This is a genomic window from Streptomyces sp. NPDC051576 (assembly GCF_040681835.1).
In the GTDB taxonomy this organism is placed as follows: Bacteria; Actinomycetota; Actinomycetes; order Streptomycetales; family Streptomycetaceae; genus Streptomyces.
Genome location: NZ_JBFAZO010000020.1, coordinates 1 through 19019 on the forward strand (window position 1 = coordinate 1; position 19019 = coordinate 19019).

Sequence of the window (19019 nt, forward strand, 5' to 3'; positions counted from 1 at the left end):
ACGCCACATACAGTCGGCGGGCCCAGAACGACGTCTGGTACCTGGCCGGCAACAACCTCGACGAGAGCGGAGCGGTGCCGGAGACCGCCTTCGACGTTTCTGCTGAGACGGGGAGCGGCTCAGTTCTCCTCGTGGGAGACGGCGCGACGCGCGTCCGCGTCCAGCACGCCCCAGCTGATCAGCTGTTCGGTGAGGACCGAGGGCGACTGGTCGTAGATGACGGCGAGTGTGCGCAGGTCGTCCTGGCGGATGGAGAGCACCTTGCCGTTGTAGTCACCGCGCTGGGACTGGATCGTGGCGGCGTACCGCTGCAGCGGGCCGGCCTTCTCGGCGGGCACGTGGGCCAGCCGCTCCAGGTCCAGGACCAGCTTCGGCGGCGGCTCGGCGGCCCCGCCCGGCGTGGTGCCCGGCAGCAGCTCCTGCACCGGAACCCCGTAGAAGTCCGCCAGCTCGGCAAGGCGCTGCACGGTGACGGCACGGTCGCCGCGCTCGTACGACCCGACCACGACCGCCTTCCAGCGTCCCTGGGACTTCTCCTCGACACCGTGGAGGGAAAGGCCCTGCTGGGTGCGGATGGCCCGGAGCTTGGCCCCGAGCTGTTTGGCGTATTCGCTGGACATATAGCTCCCCGGACACTGTGTCGACGCGGCAGCGGTGGGTCCGCGCCGCGCGGCTGGTAACTCACTGTGAGGTTACGCAGCGTTACACTTCCGCGTCAAGCCGAATGGTCCGCACCGGCACTTCCGTGCCGGCGGTGGCCGATTACTCCATAGGGGTGATCAGGGCCGTCGCCCCGGCCTGCTATCGTCGATGGCGCAAATCCGACGTCCTTTAAGGTCCGTCCCGTGAGGCGGAGAAGGAGGTCCGTTTCCTATGGACACCCAGCAGTACGAGTCCGATGCGCGGCCGGTGCTCGAAGCCCCCGACATCGCGCGGGTCCTGACCCGCATCGCCCACGAGATCGTCGAGCGCGCCAAGGGCGCCGACGACGTGGTGCTCCTCGGCATTCCGACCCGGGGCGTGTTCCTCGCCCAGCGGCTCGCCGTCAAGCTCGAAGAGATCACCGACCGCAAGATCCCGGTCGGCTCCCTCGACATCACCATGTACCGCGACGACCTTCGCATGCACCCGCCGCGTGCGCTGGCCCGCACCGACATCCCCGGTGACGGCATCGACGGCCGCCTCGTCGTCCTCGTCGACGACGTGCTCTTCTCCGGCCGCACCATCCGCGCCGCCCTCGACGCGCTGAACGACATCGGGCGCCCGCGCGCGGTGCAGCTCGCGGTCCTGGTCGACAGAGGTCACCGCGAACTGCCCATCCGCGCCGACTACGTCGGCAAGAACCTCCCCACGTCGTTGCGGGAGACGGTCAAGGTCCTGCTCGCCGAGGAGGACGGTCGCGACACCGTGCTGCTCGGCGCCAAGCAGACCTCGTAGCAGGCCGAGGGGCGTGCGCCGGTTCGGTGTGCCCCTGTCTGCCCGGAATCTCCTTCTTTCGTGAACTGCCTTACGGAGCCTGACAGATGCAGCGTCATCTCATCTCGGCCGCCGACCTCACCCGCGACGACGCCGTCCTGATCCTCGACACCGCCGAGGAGATGGCCCGGGTCGCCGACCGGCCGATCAAGAAACTGCCGACCCTGCGCGGCCGTACCGTCGTCAACCTCTTCTTCGAGGACTCCACACGCACGCGCATCTCCTTCGAAGCCGCCGAGAAGCGCCTCTCCGCCGACGTCATCAACTTCACCGCCAAGGGGTCGAGCGTCTCCAAGGGCGAGTCCCTGAAGGACACCGCCCAGACCCTCGAAGCCATGGGCGTCGACGCCGTCGTCATCCGGCACGGTGCCTCCGGAGCGCCGTACCGGCTCGCCACCTCGGGGTGGATCGACGCGGCCGTCATCAACGCCGGCGACGGCACCCACCAGCATCCGACGCAGGCCCTGCTGGACGCGTTCACCATGCGCCGCAGGCTCGTCGGCCGGGACGCCGGGCTCGGCCAGGACCTGGCCGGCAAGCGGATCACCCTCGTCGGCGACATCCTGCACAGCCGGGTCGCCCGCTCGAACGTCGATCTGCTGCACACTCTCGGCGCCGAGGTCACCCTCGTCGCTCCGCCCACCCTGGTGCCGGTCGGCGTCGAGACCTGGCCCTGCGAGGTGTCGTACGACCTCGACAGCACGCTCTCCAAGTCCGACGCGGTGATGCTGCTGCGCGTGCAGCGCGAGCGCATGAACGCGGCGTTCTTCCCGACCGAGCGCGAGTACTCGCGGCGCTACGGCCTCGACGGCGACCGCATGGCGAAGATGCCCGAGCACGCCATCGTGATGCACCCCGGGCCGATGGTCCGGGGCATGGAGATCACCGCCGAGGTCGCCGACTCGGACCGCTGCACCGTCGTCGAGCAGGTCGCAAACGGAGTGTCCATCCGGATGGCCGTGCTCTATCTGCTTCTGGGCGGCAACGAACCCGCCGTCAGCCACGCCCGTATCGAGGAGAAGTAAGTCACATGAGCAAGATCCTGATCCGTGGTGCGAAGATCCTCGGCGGCGAGCCGCAGGACGTGCTGATCGACGGGGACACGATCTCCGAGGTGGGCGTCGGCCTGAGCGCCGAGGGCGCCGAGGTCGTCGAGGCCGCCGGCAAGGTGCTGCTCCCGGGCCTCGTCGACCTGCACACCCACCTCCGCGAGCCCGGCCGCGAGGACTCCGAGACCGTCCTGACCGGCACCCGGGCCGCCGCCAGCGGCGGCTACACGGCCGTGTTCGCCATGGCCAACACCTTCCCCGTGGCCGACACCGCCGGTGTCGTCGAGCAGGTCTACCGGCTGGGCCAGGAGCACGGCTACTGCGATGTGCAGCCCATCGGCGCCGTCACGGTCGGCCTGGAGGGCAAGAAGCTCGCCGAGCTGGGCGCCATGCACGAGTCGGCGGCCGGGGTGACCGTCTTCTCCGACGACGGCAAGTGCGTCGACGACGCGGTGATGATGCGCCGGGCGCTGGAGTACGTGAAGGCCTTCGGCGGAGTCGTCGCCCAGCACGCGCAGGAGCCCCGCCTCACCGAGGGCGCCCAGATGAACGAGGGCGTCGTCTCCGCCGAACTCGGCCTCGGGGGCTGGCCTGCGGTGGCCGAAGAATCGATCATCGCCCGAGATGTCCTGCTCGCCGAGCACGTCGGCTCCCGCGTGCACATCTGCCACCTGTCGACCGCCGGGTCCGTCGAGATCGTCCGCTGGGCCAAGTCCCGGGGCATCGACGTCACCGCCGAGGTGACCCCGCACCACCTCCTCCTCACGGATGAGCTGGTGCGCTCCTACAACCCGGTCTACAAGGTCAACCCGCCGCTGCGCACCGAGCGCGACGTGTTCGCCCTGCGCGAGGCGCTCGCCGACGGCACGATCGACATCGTCGCCACCGACCACGCCCCGCACCCGCACGAGGACAAGGACTGCGAGTGGGCCGCCGCCGCCATGGGGATGGTCGGCCTGGAGACCGCGTTGTCAGTGGTGCAGGAGACCATGGTGGACACCGGGCTCCTCACCTGGACCGGGGTCGCCGAGCGCATGTCCGCCAAGCCCGCCGAGATCGGGCGGGCGCACGGGCACGGCCGTCCCGTCTCGGCTGGTGAGCCCGCCAACCTCACGCTCGTCGACACGGAATACCGTGGGTCGGTGGACCCCGCGGGCTTCGCTTCGCGCAGTCGCAACACCCCGTACGAGGGGCGTGAGCTGCCGGGCCGTGTGACGCACACCTGGCTCCGGGGCAAGGCCACGCTCGTCGACGGGAAGCTCACGTGACACCACTGCAACTGACCCACCTCGCGGCCGGCGAGAAGTCTGCCCCGGTGACCGACTGGGCGGCCCGCATCGGCTGGCTCGTCGGCCTGGCCCTGTTCATCGCGCTCGTCTACTGGCTGATGCGCGAGGGCTGGAAGTGGCGCGGCACCCTCCAGAGCGACCTGCCCGAGCTGCCCGCCGTGCCGGAAGCGCCCGGCGAGGCGAGACTGACGATGAGCGGCCGCTACCACGGCTCCACCACCGCAGGGCAGTGGCTCGACCGCATCGTGGCGCACGGCCTGGGCACCCGCAGCAGGGTCGAGCTGACCCTGACGGAGGCCGGTCTGGCTGTCGTACGACCGGGAGCCACCGACTTCTTCATCCCGGCCGGTGCGCTGCGCGAGGCACTGCTCGGCAAGGGCATCGCCGGGAAGGTCCTCAGCGAGGGCGGGCTGCTGATCGTGACGTGGGCGCACGGCGACCGGCTGATCGACTCCGGGTTCCGCTCGGACCAGGCGGCCGAGCACACGGAGTGGGTCGACACCCTGAACAGCATGATCAACAAGAGTCTCCAGACGACCGACACGGAAGGCGCACGATGACCACCTCCACCAGGGGAGCCACCAAGGTTCCCGCCGTACTCGTCCTGGAGGACGGCCGGACCTTCCGCGGCCGTGCCTACGGGTCCGTGGGGGTGACCTTCGGCGAGGCCGTGTTCTCCACCGGCATGACCGGCTACCAGGAGACCCTGACCGACCCGTCGTACCACCGCCAGGTCGTCGTGATGACGGCCCCGCACGTGGGCAACACCGGGGTCAACGACGAGGACCCCGAATCGCGCCGCATCTGGGTCGCCGGTTACGTGGTGCGCGACCCCGCGCGCGTGCCGTCCAACTGGCGCTCCCGCCGCTCGCTGGACGAGGAGCTGCGCGACCAGGGTGTCGTCGGGATCTCCGGCATCGACACGCGCGCGTTGACCCGTCATCTGCGCGAGCGCGGCGCGATGCGCGTCGGCATCTTCTCCGGGAACGCGCTGCCCGACGAGGGCACCATGCTCGCCGAGGTGCGTCAGGCCCCCGAGATGGCGGGTGCCGACCTTTCCGCCGAGGTCGCCACCAAGGAGGCGTACGTCGTCCCCGCGATCGGTGAGAAGAAGTTCACCGTCGCCGCCGTCGACCTGGGCATCAAGGGCATGACCCCGCACCGCATGGCCGAGCGCGGCATCGAGGTGCACGTGCTCCCGGCCACGGCGAGTGTCGAGGACGTCTACGCGGTCCAGCCGGACGGCGTGTTCTTCTCCAACGGCCCCGGCGACCCGGCCACCGCCGACCACCCCGTCGCCGTCATGCGGGCGGTCCTGGAGCGTGGCACCCCGCTCTTCGGCATCTGCTTCGGCAACCAGATCCTGGGCCGCGCCCTCGGCTTCGGCACGTACAAGCTGAAGTACGGCCACCGGGGCATCAACCAGCCCGTGCAGGACCGTACGACGGGCAAGGTCGAGGTCACCGCGCACAACCACGGCTTCGCCGTCGACGCGCCCCTCGACAAGGTCTCCGAGACCCCCTACGGCCGCGCCGAGGTCTCCCATGTGTGCCTGAACGACCAGGTCGTCGAGGGTCTGCGACTCCTCGACCGGCCGGCCTTCAGCGTCCAGTACCACCCCGAAGCGGCGGCCGGCCCGCACGACGCCGCCTACCTGTTCGACCGCTTCACGTCTCTGATGAACACCGTCCGCATGGAGGGCCAGCGTGCCTAAGCGCTCCGATATCCAGTCCGTCCTGGTCATCGGCTCCGGCCCGATCGTCATCGGCCAGGCCGCCGAGTTCGACTACTCCGGCACCCAGGCCTGCCGCATCCTGCGCGCCGAGGGCCTCCGCGTCATCCTGGTCAACTCCAACCCGGCGACGATCATGACCGACCCGGAGATCGCCGACGCCACCTACGTCGAGCCGATCACCCCGGACTTCGTCGAGAAGATCATCGCCAAGGAGCGGCCGGATGCTCTGCTGCCTACCCTTGGTGGTCAGACGGCCCTCAACACCGCCATCTCGCTCCACGAGGCCGGCACCCTCGACAAGTACGGCGTCGAGCTGATCGGCGCCAATGTCGAGGCCATCAACAAGGGCGAGGACCGCGACCTCTTCAAGGGCGTCGTCGAGGCCGTCAAGGCGAAGATCGGTCACGGCGAGTCCGCCCGCTCGGTGATCTGCCACTCCATGGACGACGTCCTCGGGGGCGTCGAGACGCTCGGCGGCTACCCGGTCGTCGTCCGCCCCTCCTTCACCATGGGCGGCGCCGGCTCCGGCTTCGCGCACGACGAGGAGGAGCTGCGCCGCATCGCAGGCCAGGGCCTGACCCTGTCTCCCACCACCGAGGTCCTCCTGGAGGAGTCCATCCTCGGCTGGAAGGAGTACGAGCTGGAGCTGATGCGCGACAAGCACGACAACGTCGTGGTCGTCTGCTCCATCGAGAACTTCGACCCCATGGGCGTGCACACCGGCGACTCGATCACCGTCGCCCCGGCGATGACACTGACCGACCGCGAGTACCAGATCCTGCGGGACATCGGCATCGCCGTGATCCGCGAGGTCGGCGTCGACACCGGCGGCTGCAACATCCAGTTCGCGGTGAACCCCGAGGACGGCCGCGTGATCGTCATCGAGATGAACCCGCGCGTGTCCCGCTCCTCCGCCCTCGCCTCCAAGGCGACCGGCTTCCCGATCGCCAAGATCGCCGCGAAGCTGGCCGTCGGCTACACCCTGGACGAGATCCCGAACGACATCACGCGCGAGACCCCGGCCTCCTTCGAGCCGACCCTCGACTACGTCGTCGTGAAGGCCCCGCGCTTCGCCTTCGAGAAGTTCCCGAGCGCCGACTCCACCCTCACCACCACCATGAAGTCGGTCGGCGAGGCCATGGCCATCGGCCGCAACTTCACCGAGGCCTTCCAGAAGGCGCTGCGCTCGCTGGAGAAGAAGGGCAGCCAGTTCACGTTCGTCGGCGAGCCCGGCTCCGCCGGAAACAAGGCCCAGCTCCTGGAGGAGGCCGTACGGCCCACCGACGGCCGGATCAACACCGTCATGCAGGCCATCCGCGCGGGCGCCACCCAGGAGGAGGTCTTCGACTACACGAAGATCGACCCCTGGTTCGTCGACCAGCTCTTCCTCATCAAGGAGATCGCCGACGAGCTGGCCGCCGCCGACAAGCTGGAGCCGGAGCTGCTCGCCGAGGCCAAGCGGCACGGCTTCTCCGACCAGCAGATCGGCGAGATCCGCGGGCTGCGCGAGGACGTCGTCCGCGAGGTCCGGCACGCGCTCGGCATCCGCCCGGTCTACAAGACGGTCGACACCTGCGCCGCCGAGTTCGCCGCGAAGACCCCGTACTTCTACTCGTCCTACGACGAGGAGAACGAGGTCGCCCCGCGCGAGAAGCCCGCGGTCATCATCCTGGGGTCGGGCCCCAACCGCATCGGCCAGGGCATCGAGTTCGACTACTCCTGCGTCCACGCCTCCTTCGCGCTCAGCGACGCCGGCTACGAGACGGTGATGGTCAACTGCAACCCCGAGACCGTCTCCACGGACTACGACACCTCCGACCGCCTGTACTTCGAGCCGCTGACGCTCGAAGACGTGCTGGAGATCGTCCACGCCGAGCAGCAGGCGGGCCCGGTCGCGGGCGTGATCGTGCAGCTCGGCGGCCAGACCCCGCTGGGCCTCGCGCAGGCCCTCAAGGACAACGGCGTCCCGGTCGTCGGCACCCCGCCCGAGGCGATCCACGCCGCCGAGGACCGCGGCGCCTTCGGCCAGGTCCTCGCCGAGGCGGGTCTCCCGGCCCCCAAGCACGGCACCGCGACCACCTTCGCGGGCGCCAAGGCCATCGCCGACGAGATCGGCTACCCGGTCCTCGTCCGCCCCTCGTACGTCCTCGGCGGACGCGGCATGGAGATCGTCTACGACGAGACCCGCCTGGAGTCCTACATCGCCGAGTCCACCGAGATCAGTCCCTCCCGGCCGGTCCTGGTCGACCGTTTCCTCGACGACGCCATCGAGATCGACGTCGACGCGCTCTACGACGGCCACGAGCTGTACCTCGGCGGTGTCATGGAGCACATCGAGGAGGCCGGCATCCACTCCGGCGACTCGGCCTGCGCCCTGCCGCCGATCACCCTGGGCGGCTTCGACATCAAGCGCCTGCGGACCTCGACGGAGGCCATCGCCAAGGGAGTCGGTGTCCGCGGCCTGATCAACATCCAGTTCGCGATGGCGGGCGACATCCTCTACGTCCTGGAGGCCAACCCGCGCGCGTCCCGCACGGTCCCCTTCACCTCGAAGGCGACCGCGGTACCGCTCGCGAAGGCCGCCGCCCGCATCTCGCTGGGCGCGACCGTCGCCGAACTGCGCGCCGAGGGGCTGCTCCCGGCGAACGGCGACGGCGGCGAACTCCCGCTGGACGCGCCGATCTCCGTCAAGGAGGCCGTCATGCCGTGGTCGCGCTTCCGCGACATCCAGGGGCGCGGCGTAGACACCGTCCTCGGCCCGGAGATGCGCTCCACCGGCGAGGTCATGGGCATCGACTCCGTCTTCGGCACGGCGTACGCCAAGTCGCAGGCGGGCGCCTACGGTCCGCTGCCCACCAAGGGCCGCGCGTTCATCTCGGTCGCCAACCGCGACAAGCGCTCGATGATCTTCCCGGCACGCGAACTGGTCGCCCACGGCTTCGAGTTGCTCGCCACCTCCGGCACCGCCGAGGTCCTCAAGCGCAACGGCCTGAACGCCACGGTCGTCCGCAAGCAGTCCGAGGGCACCGGCCCGAACGGCGAGAAGACCATCGTCCAGCTCATCCACGACGGCGAGGTCGACCTCATCGTCAACACCCCGTACGGCACCGGCGGCCGCCTCGACGGCTATGAGATCCGTACGGCGGCCGTGGCCCGGTCCGTGCCCTGCCTGACGACGGTCCAGGCGCTCGCCGCCGCCGTCCAGGGCATCGACGCCCTCAACCACGGTGACGTGGGCGTGCGTTCACTCCAGGAACACGCCGAACACCTGACCGCGGCCCGCGACTAGCAGCCGAAGAGGGGGACACCGGAAACGGTGTCCCCCTTCTCGTGAGGACACCGAAGTTTCAAGAGGACTCTGAGATGTACAAGCTGTTCTTCCGTCTGGTCTTCAAACGCATGGACCCCGAGCGGGCCCACCACCTCGCCTTCCGCTGGATCCGGCTCGCCGTCCGCGTCCCCGTACTGCGCACCTTCGTCGCCGCGGCCCTCGCGCCCCGCTACAAGGAGCTCCGTACCGAGGCCTTCGGGCTGCGCATGCACGGCCCGTTCGGGCTCGCGGCCGGCTTCGACAAGAACGCGGTCGCGATCGACGGCATGTCGATGCTCGGCTTCGACCACGTCGAGATCGGCACCGTCACCGGGGAGCCGCAGCCCGGCAACCCCAAGAAGCGGCTGTTCCGGCTCGTGCCGGACCGGGCGCTGATCAACCGCATGGGGTTCAACAACGAGGGCTCCGCGGCCGTGGCGGCCCGCCTGGAGGCTCGTGAGGCGGTCTTCCGGACCGTCGTGGGCGTCAACATCGGCAAGACCAAGGTCGTACCCGAGGAGGAGGCCGTCGGCGACTACGTGAAGTCGACCGAGCGACTCGCCCGGTATGCCGACTACCTCGTCGTCAACGTGTCGTCGCCCAACACGCCCGGGCTGCGCAACCTCCAGGCGACCGAGGCGCTGCGCCCGCTGCTCACGGCGGTGCGCGAGGCCGCCGACCGCGCGGTGACCGACCGCCGTGTCCCGCTGCTGGTGAAGATCGCCCCGGACCTCGCCGACGAGGACGTGGACGCGGTCGCCGACCTCGCCGTGGAACTCGGCCTGGACGGCATCATCGCCACCAACACCACCATCGCGCGCGAGGGACTCGGTCTGACCTCCGAACCCTCCCTCGTCAAGGAGACCGGCGGACTGTCCGGGGCGCCGCTGAAGGCCCGCTCCCTGGAGGTACTGCGCCGCCTCTACGCGCGCGTGGGCGACCGCATCACCCTCGTGGGCGTCGGCGGCATCGAGAACGCCGAGGACGCCTGGCAGCGCATCCTCGCCGGCGCCACCCTCGTGCAGGGCTACAGCGCCTTCATCTACGAAGGGCCCTTCTGGGGCCGCGCGATCCACAAGGGCCTCGCCGCACGCCTGCGCACGAGCCCGTACGCCACCCTTGCCGACGCGGTCGGCGCCGACGTGAGGAAGCCGGCATGAGCCCACTCGAACCCTTCGGTGCCCGCCTGCGCCGTGCCATGGACGTACGGGGCCCGCTCTGCGTCGGCATCGACCCGCACGCTTCGCTGCTCACCGAGTGGGGACTGAACGACGATGTCGCGGGACTGGAGCGGTTCAGCCGCACGGTCGTCGAGGCGCTCGCCGACCGGGTCGCCGTCCTCAAGCCGCAGAGCGCCTTCTTCGAGCGCTTCGGCTCGCGCGGGATCGCCGTCCTGGAGAAGTCCGTCGAGGAGGCGCGGGCGGCCGGCGCGCTGGTCGTCATGGACGCCAAGCGCGGCGACATCGGCTCGACCATGGCCGCCTACGCCGAGTCCTTCCTCCGGAAGGACTCCCCGCTGTTCTCCGACGCGCTGACGGTCTCGCCGTATCTCGGCTACGGCTCGCTCTCCCCGGCGATCGCACTGGCCCGCGAGAGCGGCGCCGGGCTCTTCGTGCTCGCGCTCACCTCCAACCCGGAGGGGGGCGAGGTGCAGCACGCGGTCCGCGCGGACGGCCGGAACGTCGGAGCGACGATGCTGGCACACCTGGCCGCCGAGAACGCTGGGGAGGAGCCGCTGGGCTCCTTCGGCGCCGTCGTCGGCGCCACCCTGGGCGACCTGTCGTCGTACGACCTCTCCTTCGACGGTCCGATCCTCGCGCCCGGCATCGGTGCGCAGGGGGCCACTCCGGCCGATCTTCCCGGGGTCTTCGGGGCGGTGCTGCGCAATGTCGTCCCGAACGTGAGCCGGGGTGTTCTACGTCACGGTCCCGACGTGGGGGCGCTTCAGGCGGCCTCGGATCGCTTCGCGGAGGAGATCCGCGTCGCCTTTGCGACCGTCTGAGGTGTTCGAACGGGTCGATCGAGTCCTCCGATGAGTGACTCGGTGAGCGGCTCCGGAGCGACTTGAGTCTGAATACATCCTCAAATCCAGGGCGTTATGTCGGAAATGTCCGGCCTGGCGCAGGCTGACCAGGACTTTTCCTCTGTTCTCGCTGACTCTGGCGCCCCTGGCCGCTAGTCTCCGAGCAGAGTCAACGGGCAAGCGTGTTGCTCGTAGCTCCCCAGGTGTGGGGCGACTAGGTTCCTCACCGGTCCGTATCCGACAGTTCGACATCCGAGGTGACGTAGGCGTGGCTCTTCCGCCCCTTACCCCTGAACAGCGCGCAGCCGCGCTCGAAAAGGCCGCCGCGGCTCGCCGGGAGCGGGCCGAGGTCAAGAATCGACTCAAGCACTCCGGCGCCTCCCTGCATGACGTCATCAAGCAGGGCCAGGAGAACGACGTCATCGGCAAGATGAAGGTCTCCGCGCTGCTTGAGTCCCTGCCTGGCGTGGGCAAGGTCCGCGCCAAGCAGATCATGGAGCGACTCGGCATCTCCGAGAGCCGCCGAGTGCGTGGCCTTGGTTCCAACCAGATCGCGTCCCTGGAGCGTGAGTTCGGCAGCACCGGCTCGTGAGTCCCGGGCACCCGGGATTGCTGGAATAATCGCTGCATGAGTGAACGTCCGCGGCTGACCGTGCTCTCCGGCCCCTCAGGGGTCGGCAAGAGCACGGTCGTCGCCCATATGCGCAAGGAACACCCCGAGGTCTGGCTCTCGGTGTCGGCGACGACCCGCAAGCCCCGCCCCGGCGAGAAGCCGGGAGTCCACTACTTCTTCGTCAGCGACGAGGAGATGGACAAGCTGATCGCCAACGGCGAACTGCTGGAGTGGGCCGAGTTCGCCGGCAACCGCTACGGCACGCCGCGTACGGCCGTGCTGGAGCATCTGGAGTCCGGTGTGCCGGTCCTGCTGGAGATCGACCTCCAGGGCGCCCGGCAGGTCCGCGAGTCCATGGCCGAGGCCTACTCGGTGTTTCTGGCCCCTCCCTCCTGGGAGGAGCTGGTGCGCAGGCTCACCGGGCGGGGCACCGAGTCGCCCGAGGTGATCGAGCGCCGCCTGGAGGCGGCCAAGGTCGAGCTGGCGGCGGAGCCCGAGTTCGACGCGACCCTGGTCAACACCTCCGTCGAGGACGTAGCGCGCGAGCTGCTAGCCTTGATGGAAGTTGTGTGATCGTTTTTCCGATCTCATCCCACCTTTCGGAAGGCAGAGCGTGTCCTCTTCCATCACCGCGCCCGAGGGCATCATCAACCCTCCGATCGACGAGCTTCTTGAGGCCACCGACTCGAAGTACAGCCTCGTGATCTACGCCGCCAAGCGCGCCCGTCAGATCAACGCGTACTACTCGCAGCTCGGCGAGGGCCTCCTTGAGTACGTCGGTCCGCTCGTCGACACGCACGTCCACGAGAAGCCGCTCTCCATCGCCCTGCGCGAGATCAACGCGGGTCTGCTGACGTCCGAGGCCGTCGAGGGCCCCGCGACCTGAGTCGCAACAGTTCTCTCCACAGGCCCGGCAGCGCGACTGCCGGGCCTGTGGTGTGTCATGGACGTATTGCGTTTGCCGAGTCCGGGGAGAGACGTGGACAAGCCGAAGGTCGTTCTGGGAGTCAGTGGTGGCATCGCCGCGTACAAGGCGTGCGAACTGCTGCGCAGACTGACGGAGTCGGGCCATGACGTCCGCGTCGTCCCCACCGCCGCCGCCCTGCACTTCGTCGGCGCGGCCACCTGGTCCGCGCTCTCCGGCCACCCCGTCTCGACCGAGGTGTGGGACGACGTCCACGAGGTCCCGCACGTGCGCATCGGCCAGAGCGCCGATCTCGTGGTCGTGGCTCCCGCGACCGCGGACCTGCTCGCCAAGGCGGCCCACGGCCTCGCCGACGACCTGCTCACCAACACCCTCCTCACCGCCCGCTGTCCGGTCGTCTTCGCGCCCGCCATGCACACGGAGATGTGGGAACACCCGGCCACCCAGGAGAACGTGGCGACGCTGCGCCGCCGAGGCGCCGTCGTGATCGAACCGGCCGTCGGCCGGCTGACCGGCGTCGACACCGGCAAGGGCCGGCTGCCCGACCCCGTCGAGATCTTCGAGGTCTGCCGCCGGGTCCTCGCGCGGGGTGTCACCGAACCCGACCTCAGGGGCCGGCACGTCGTCGTCAGCGCCGGCGGCACCCGCGAGCCCCTCGACCCGGTCCGCTTCCTCGGCAACCGCTCCTCAGGCAAGCAGGGCTACGCCCTCGCCCGCACCGCCGCCGCCCGGGGCGCCCGGGTCACACTGATCGCGGCGAACACGGGACTGCCGGACCCGGCGGGCGTGGACGTCGTCCCGGTCGGCACCGCCGTACAACTGCGTGAAGCGGTGCTGAAGGCCGCCGCGGACGCCGACGCGGTCGTCATGGCCGCGGCGGTCGCGGATTTCCGTCCGGCCGAGTACGCGGCCGGGAAGATCAAGAAGAAGGACGACAAGGACCCCGACCCCATCGTCCTGGTGCGGAATCCGGACATCCTCGCGGAGATCTCCGCCGACCGGGCCCGCCCCGGACAGGTGGTCGTCGGATTCGCCGCCGAGACGGACGACGTCCTCGCCAACGGCCGCGCCAAACTGGCACGCAAGGGGTGCGATCTGCTGGTGGTGAACGAGGTGGGGGAGCGCAAGACGTTCGGTTCCGAGGAGAACGAGGCGGTTGTGCTGGGCGCCGACGGCACCGAGACCGCCGTACCGCACGGACCGAAGGAAGCCCTGGCCGAGATCGTGTGGGACCTGGTCGCACACCGTCTTGCCTGATTTGTTTCAGCCATTTGTCAGCTCGCCGAAACCTGACATTCGCGCGTGGCGGGTCTGGCCAACGGCATACGCCATTCGGCAAAATGCGCGTGCCGCAGGTCACAGCGTTTCCCGAGAGGCGAGACAGGGGAGCTGTCTGTCGACCGCGACCGATAAACTGTTCTCGGACGACGTCGGGCGCAGCTCCCGTCCCGTCCGCCAATGATCAGCCAGCAGCCGCTGCAACCTCAGGGAGCGTTGTGTCCCGTCGCCTTTTCACCTCGGAGTCCGTGACCGAAGGTCACCCCGACAAGATCGCTGACCAGATCAGCGACACCATTCTCGACGCGCTTCTGCGGGAGGACCCGACTTCGCGGGTCGCCGTCGAGACGCTGATCACCACCGGCCTGGTGCACGTGGCCGGCGAGGTCACCACCAAGACCTACGCGCCTATCGCGCAGCTCGTCCGAGACAAGATCCTGGAGATCGGCTACGACTCCTCCAAGAAGGGCTTCGACGGCGCCTCCTGCGGTGTCTCGGTGTCCATCGGCGCGCAGTCCCCGGACATCGCGCAGGGTGTCGACGCGGCGTACGAGAACCGTGTCGAGGGCGACGACGACGAGTTGGACCGCCAGGGCGCGGGCGACCAGGGCCTGATGTTCGGTTATGCGACCGACGAGACGCCCACGCTGATGCCGCTGCCGATCTTCCTGGCGCACCGCCTCTCGAAGCGCCTCTCCGAGGTCCGCAAGAACGGGACCATCCCCTACCTGCGCCCCGACGGCAAGACCCAGGTCACCATCGAGTACGACGGCGACAAGGCCGTCCGCCTCGACACGGTCGTCGTCTCCTCGCAGCACGCGTCCGACATCGACCTGGAGTCGCTGCTCGCCCCCGACATCCGCGAGTTCGTGGTCGAGGCCGAGCTGAAGGCGCTCCTGGAGGACGGCATCAAGCTCGACACGGAGAACTACCGCCTGCTGGTGAACCCGACCGGCCGCTTCGAGATCGGCGGCCCGATGGGCGACGCCGGCCTGACCGGCCGCAAGATCATCATCGACACGTACGGCGGCATGGCCCGCCACGGCGGCGGCGCCTTCTCCGGCAAGGACCCGTCCAAGGTCGACCGCTCCGCCGCCTACGCGATGCGCTGGGTCGCGAAGAACGTCGTGGCTGCGGGCCTCGCCTCGCGCTGCGAGGTCCAGGTCGCGTACGCGATCGGCAAGGCCGAGCCGGTGGGCCTGTTCGTCGAGACCTTCGGCACCGCCAAGGTCGACCCGGACCGGATCGAGAAGGCGATCGACGAGGTCTTCGACCTCCGCCCGGCCGCCATCATCCGCGACCTCGACCTGCTGCGCCCGATCTACGCCCAGACCGCGGCGTACGGCCACTTCGGCCGTGAGATCCCCGACTTCACGTGGGAGCGCACGGATCGCGTGGAGGCGCTGCGGAAGGCCGCGGGGCTGTAGTACGCGGTTGGCTTTGCGAGGCCCGGTTTCCCTTGGGGGAGCCGGGCCTCGGCTATTCGTCAGGGAGTGGGTTCGTCACCAGGGGGCGGGGCGGCACCGTCCACGGTGTCGTCGTCTCCGGGCTCAGTCGGATCGTGGACGAATCGGCGCCTGATCTCGTCGACGGCGTCCGTCTTGCCGTGCACCGACGCCAGGTGCATCAAGCGTTCCGCGAACAGGTCGACATCCGGATCGGCGGTGGAGAAACCGAACCACTCCAGCAACGAGTCGACGGACAGACCGTTCCCCGAGCCGTTGTCGGACGCCGCCGTGTCTCCCATTCCGTACGGCCGGTGCTGGTCGGCTGGTTCCTGCTCGTCCGTGCTCCCGTCCGCGAAAACGATCCTCGGCGGAACCAGGTGCTCGAAAGGTGGCGCGACCGTCTCGTTCTTGGCCGCGGCGGAGAGCTGCGCGAGCAGACCGATCCGGTCGACCGCACCCTCCACCTCCTTCTCGTTGCGGGACAGCCACCAGACCACGGCGCTGCCCGTGTCCTTGAGCACGTCGTCGCCGAGGTAGGCCCGTTTGCTGCGCTCGTAGTTGCGTTCGTGCTCCCAGACGTCCTCGTCCTTGCGCACGTCGGAGAGCTTGGCGAGCCGTTCACGGTCGTGTTCCGGAAGGCTGAGCGAGACGTCGAAGGCCATCGCCATGACCCGGCCGGTGGAGTCGACGCGCATGGTCGCCAGGGCGCCGTCGAGCTGATGCTGTACGAACGCGCTGCGGTGGGGCGGCTGTTGAGCCGTCACCACACGGGCGCGCTGGAGTACGGCGTCGATCGCCAGGCCCGCGGGATTGATGTAGGGCGCGTCCGAGGGCGCGTCCAGCACCAGCCAGCGGACCGTGGCGGAGAAGGAGAAATCGTAGTCCGCGACGGAACTGGACAGGGCCACATGGTTGACCCGCTGCTCCTGCCGCACGGATTCCGGCAGCGGGAGATCCGGTTCCGGAAGCAGGTCCCGTGGAAATGCCTCGGCCTTCGGCGCGAGAACTCTGTTCGTCACCACACTGATGACGGCCAACAGCGCGGCCGACGCGACCCAGGCCCACAGCGGCCAGTCGGCGCACAGCCCGAGGATGACGAGGAGCAGGCCGAGGATGACCGAGAGGAAAAGCGTCATTGCCTTGTGTCCGGAACTCATGGAAGGCCCCCGATGATGTCTCGCGATCAGACGGCGAGTGGGTAGGACTCGATGCCCTGGGCGGTGTCGATCTTCCGCAGCAGGACGGAGACGGTCTCCGCGCGTGAGGCGCTCGGATCGGCGTGCAGCCACTGCCGGGCGGCGCGGTAGAGGCAGCCGGAGACCCGGACGTCCGCCTCACAGGCGGCGGACAGCACCCTGAGTGCGAGGTCGCGGTGACGCACGTCCTCGCTCGCGGTGAGCCAGCGCGCCAGGGGTTCGGTCCAGGACGCGACGGGATGCCGCAGGACGCCGTGCCAGCAGGTGATCAGTGACGCGCGGACGCTTCGATACCCCACGAGCCTTACCGGGTCGGCGAGTTCGAGGAAGAGGGCGCGGTCCTCGTCCCATTGGCCCTGGGCGATTCCGGCACCGAGCCGGTCCAGCATCCGTCGGTACAGACGGTGGTCCGATCCTGCCAGGGCCAGCAGAGCCCGGCGGGCGTCCGCCCCCACGAGACCGTTCGTGCGCCGGGCCAGATGGTGCAGTCGGACAAGCGCCTGGTCCGGATGCGCGCCGGCCATGGTCGTGGAGCACACCGGGACGAGCACCCGCCTGAGCCCATAACTCGTCTCCATCGACGTGCTCCAGTCGTAGATCTGCTGTCGGAAGAAGCGGCCGTAGTGCTCGTCGTCCAGTCCGCACGCCAGCAACTGGGCCGCGTCGAGGTCGAGGCGCGCCGGTGCCTTGTTCGACGTCCACCGTTGCGCCAGCCAGGACAGATCCTCTGGACGCGCGGTCCGCAGGCTCTGGGCGGCGAACCTGGCCACGACCTCCTTGCGCCCGAACCGCAGGAGTGAGGGGTCGGTCAGGCACTCGTCGAACCAGTCGCGGAACTGTCTGCGGATGTCCGGCAGGAACGTCCAGAAGTGGTCCCGTACGGCACGGTCGTAACCCGCGATGCGGAACCGTACCCGCCCGTCGGCCAGCGTCTCGGCGCCGATCCCGGAGAGTTCGGCGTGCAGGTCCGCCCGGTCGAGCCGGGGAGTGGGGTCCGGCGGATGACTGAGCACGCGCAGCAGGGCGTTGGCGCCCTGGAGCACCGTCCCCGACGCGGCCCCGTGAAACAGTGCCAGCGACAGCAGGAGCGCCCGGTGCCGGCCGTCCTGCCAGGTCGCGAGGTCCGCCGCCACCCGGGCGCTCTGGTCGTGCTGGTCGACCAGCGACTCGGCGAGCCAGTCGGAGAAGCCCCGGTCGGCCGGCGAGATGTCCCGGCAGTGCCGGATCCGGTCGGCCAGTCCGGCCACGTCGCGCATCGGGGCCTGCGCCAGGTAGGACAGGAGGCCGCTGCCGCCCAGGTCGGAGGAGGCCGGGTCGATGCCCTCCTGCCGGAGATGACGGACGAGCACTCGCTGGGCCGTGGGGCGGCCGATCTCCACGGTCAGGCGCTTCAGTTCGCCCCGGAGCAGATAGCCGAGGTGGTGGGGGAGCACCACGGTGAGATGGGCGCCGCGCCGGACCAGGCTGTCGCGGAAGTCGGAGAGCGTGTTCTGGATGGCGATGTACCGGGATTCCTCCGACTCCGAGAGGTCGAGCAGCAACCGGTCGCCCGCACCGATGTCCCGGATGTCGAGCGGCGACGCGGCCGTGTCGCCGCTCGTGTCGTCGGACGTGTCGGGCAGTTCGTGCAGACTGCCGCGGGCGTCGGACAGTTCGTGCAGCAGCATGATCGCGGCGGTACGCCGGCCGCTGCCCGGCAGCCCGTCGATCAGGACCGTGTTCCGCTCCGCCAGCCGGTCGCGCGCGAGTTGCATACCGCGTGGCGGCACGAACCGCGCGGCGAGCAGCTCGCGGTCCTCCTTCGCGACGGCACGCGGACGCCTGCTCGCCTGCTCGCGCAGCCGGGCCTCGGCGGCGTAGTAGAAGTTGAACTGAGGTCCGTCCCCGCTGTGCACGGACCCGTGGGCCTCGTGCACGTACGAACCGAAGGTCTCGGTCACTTTCCTTCGCCCCCGCGCGGTGTCCGGGTGCCGAACCCCTGGCGTATCCCGCCGTGGTTGTCGCCGGAGATGACGTTCGTGCCGTCGCCGTTGACCTGCGGCCCGCCGCCCGTGTGCAGCGGCCCTCGGGCGTCGTGCACATACGTTCCTACGGTGCCGCTGACCTGGCCGATGCCGCCGCTCTGGTGGTCGTTGCGGACGGTGAGGTCGGGTTCGGCGGGAACCGGATCATCCGACGGCCCACTGCGGTCCAGAGCGGCGAGAGCCGGCACCAGGCGTACGAGACGGTCGCCGAGCCGGGTGAGATCTGCCTCCAGACTGTGCTGATCCACCCGGGTGTACTGGCATTCCGCGATCTCCGCGATCGACCTGGGCAGGCGCCGGGGATCGAGCTGCTCCACCCTGCGGCCGATGAACAGGGGCACGATCAGCACTCCTGACGCCAGCGCCTCCTCGATCTCACGCCGGACCCAGTCCTGAGGATTGTCCAGTGCGCGCTTGCCCGGCCTGTTCCGGTCGGGCGCGTCGATCCACTCCTCGTCCACGAGAGCGAGCAGTACATGACTGCGCCGGGCCGCCCGGACGAGGACGTCGATGTAGTTGTTGCCGGGCTCGATCGACTTCCGGGCGAGGAAGACACTGTCGGGGCCGAACCTGGCCGACAGCGCGCGGTCGCACGAGTAGGCGACCTCCTTGCCGCCCTTGGTCCGGTAGTTGACGAAGATCTCGTGCATGTC

The 19019-nt window shown here is 69.5% G+C and carries 17 protein-coding genes; 13 read left to right on the plus strand and 4 right to left on the minus strand.

Annotated elements, in window-relative coordinates; translation table 11 throughout:
- Positions 1 to 119 precede the first annotated feature (119 nt).
- Positions 120 to 620 carry a transcriptional regulator BldD gene (gene bldD / locus AB0M63_RS43200; protein WP_019059743.1) on the minus strand — a complete coding sequence of 167 codons (501 nt, stop codon included), beginning with the start codon at positions 618 to 620 and terminating at the stop codon, positions 120 to 122.
- Positions 621 to 873: 253 nt separating this feature from the next.
- Here bldD and pyrR point away from each other — a divergent pair, with 253 nt between their 5' ends.
- The 13 genes from pyrR to metK all read left to right on the plus strand — a co-directional run bounded on the left by pyrR (position 874) and on the right by metK (position 15125).
- A complete protein-coding gene (gene pyrR / locus AB0M63_RS43205) occupies positions 874 to 1437 on the plus strand; it encodes a bifunctional pyr operon transcriptional regulator/uracil phosphoribosyltransferase PyrR (protein ID WP_355925580.1) in 564 nt (187 codons plus the stop codon).
- A gap of 86 nt (positions 1438 to 1523) precedes the next feature.
- Positions 1524 to 2501 (plus strand): aspartate carbamoyltransferase catalytic subunit, encoded by a 978-nt coding sequence (locus AB0M63_RS43210; RefSeq protein ID WP_355925578.1) that lies wholly within the window; start codon positions 1524 to 1526, stop codon positions 2499 to 2501.
- 5 nt (positions 2502 to 2506) lie between these two features.
- On the plus strand, positions 2507 to 3793 hold the full coding sequence (locus tag AB0M63_RS43215) for a dihydroorotase (RefSeq protein ID WP_358849739.1): 1287 nt from the start codon (positions 2507 to 2509) through the stop codon (positions 3791 to 3793).
- Entirely contained in the window at positions 3790 to 4374 is a 585-nt protein-coding gene (locus AB0M63_RS43220) for a hypothetical protein (protein ID WP_366023247.1), read from the plus strand. The genes AB0M63_RS43215 and AB0M63_RS43220 overlap by 4 nt, the downstream gene beginning before the upstream one ends.
- The gene (carA, locus tag AB0M63_RS43225; RefSeq protein ID WP_366023248.1) at positions 4371 to 5528 is read left to right on the plus strand and encodes a glutamine-hydrolyzing carbamoyl-phosphate synthase small subunit; all 1158 of its coding nucleotides are present in this window, start codon (positions 4371 to 4373) and stop codon (positions 5526 to 5528) included. The genes AB0M63_RS43220 and carA overlap by 4 nt, the downstream gene beginning before the upstream one ends.
- Entirely contained in the window at positions 5521 to 8838 is a 3318-nt protein-coding gene (gene carB, locus AB0M63_RS43230; RefSeq protein ID WP_366023249.1) for a carbamoyl-phosphate synthase large subunit, read from the plus strand. Before carA ends, carB begins: the two co-directional genes overlap by 8 nt.
- A 74-nt stretch (positions 8839 to 8912) precedes the next feature.
- Positions 8913 to 10019 (plus strand): quinone-dependent dihydroorotate dehydrogenase, encoded by a 1107-nt coding sequence (locus AB0M63_RS43235; RefSeq protein ID WP_366023250.1) that lies wholly within the window; start codon positions 8913 to 8915, stop codon positions 10017 to 10019.
- Positions 10016 to 10861: an orotidine-5'-phosphate decarboxylase gene (gene pyrF / locus AB0M63_RS43240; protein ID WP_366023251.1), complete on the plus strand. Its 846-nt coding sequence runs from the start codon at positions 10016 to 10018 to the stop codon at positions 10859 to 10861. The genes AB0M63_RS43235 and pyrF overlap by 4 nt, the downstream gene beginning before the upstream one ends.
- A gap of 289 nt (positions 10862 to 11150) precedes the next feature.
- Complete coding sequence (locus AB0M63_RS43245) at positions 11151 to 11474, plus strand: integration host factor (protein ID WP_019059734.1); 324 nt, start codon at positions 11151 to 11153, stop codon at positions 11472 to 11474.
- 36 nt (positions 11475 to 11510) lie between these two features.
- Complete coding sequence (gene gmk, locus AB0M63_RS43250; protein WP_355918662.1) at positions 11511 to 12068, plus strand: guanylate kinase; 558 nt, start codon at positions 11511 to 11513, stop codon at positions 12066 to 12068.
- A 40-nt stretch (positions 12069 to 12108) separates the two neighbouring features.
- Positions 12109 to 12381 (plus strand): DNA-directed RNA polymerase subunit omega, encoded by a 273-nt coding sequence (gene rpoZ / locus AB0M63_RS43255; RefSeq protein WP_019059732.1) that lies wholly within the window; start codon positions 12109 to 12111, stop codon positions 12379 to 12381.
- A 93-nt stretch (positions 12382 to 12474) separates the two neighbouring features.
- Positions 12475 to 13677, plus strand: coding sequence for a bifunctional phosphopantothenoylcysteine decarboxylase/phosphopantothenate--cysteine ligase CoaBC (coaBC, locus tag AB0M63_RS43260; RefSeq protein ID WP_366023252.1), 1203 nt, complete (start codon positions 12475 to 12477; stop codon positions 13675 to 13677).
- A gap of 239 nt (positions 13678 to 13916) precedes the next feature.
- Positions 13917 to 15125: a methionine adenosyltransferase gene (metK, locus tag AB0M63_RS43265; protein WP_355918656.1), complete on the plus strand. Its 1209-nt coding sequence runs from the start codon at positions 13917 to 13919 to the stop codon at positions 15123 to 15125.
- 59 nt (positions 15126 to 15184) lie between these two features.
- Here metK and AB0M63_RS43270 read toward each other — a convergent pair whose 3' ends face one another.
- From AB0M63_RS43270 to AB0M63_RS43280, 3 genes are read right to left on the minus strand one after another with little or no spacing between them, the layout of a single operon-like run.
- Positions 15185 to 16282: a hypothetical protein gene (locus AB0M63_RS43270; RefSeq protein ID WP_366023253.1), complete on the minus strand. Its 1098-nt coding sequence runs from the start codon at positions 16280 to 16282 to the stop codon at positions 15185 to 15187.
- Between the two features lie 47 nt (positions 16283 to 16329).
- Positions 16330 to 18282: an ABC transporter substrate-binding protein gene (locus AB0M63_RS43275; RefSeq protein WP_366023254.1), complete on the minus strand. Its 1953-nt coding sequence runs from the start codon at positions 18280 to 18282 to the stop codon at positions 16330 to 16332.
- Positions 18279 to 19016: a TIR domain-containing protein gene (locus AB0M63_RS43280; protein WP_366023255.1), complete on the minus strand. Its 738-nt coding sequence runs from the start codon at positions 19014 to 19016 to the stop codon at positions 18279 to 18281. Before AB0M63_RS43280 ends, AB0M63_RS43275 begins: the two co-directional genes overlap by 4 nt.
- Positions 19017 to 19019: the final 3 nt, after the last annotated feature.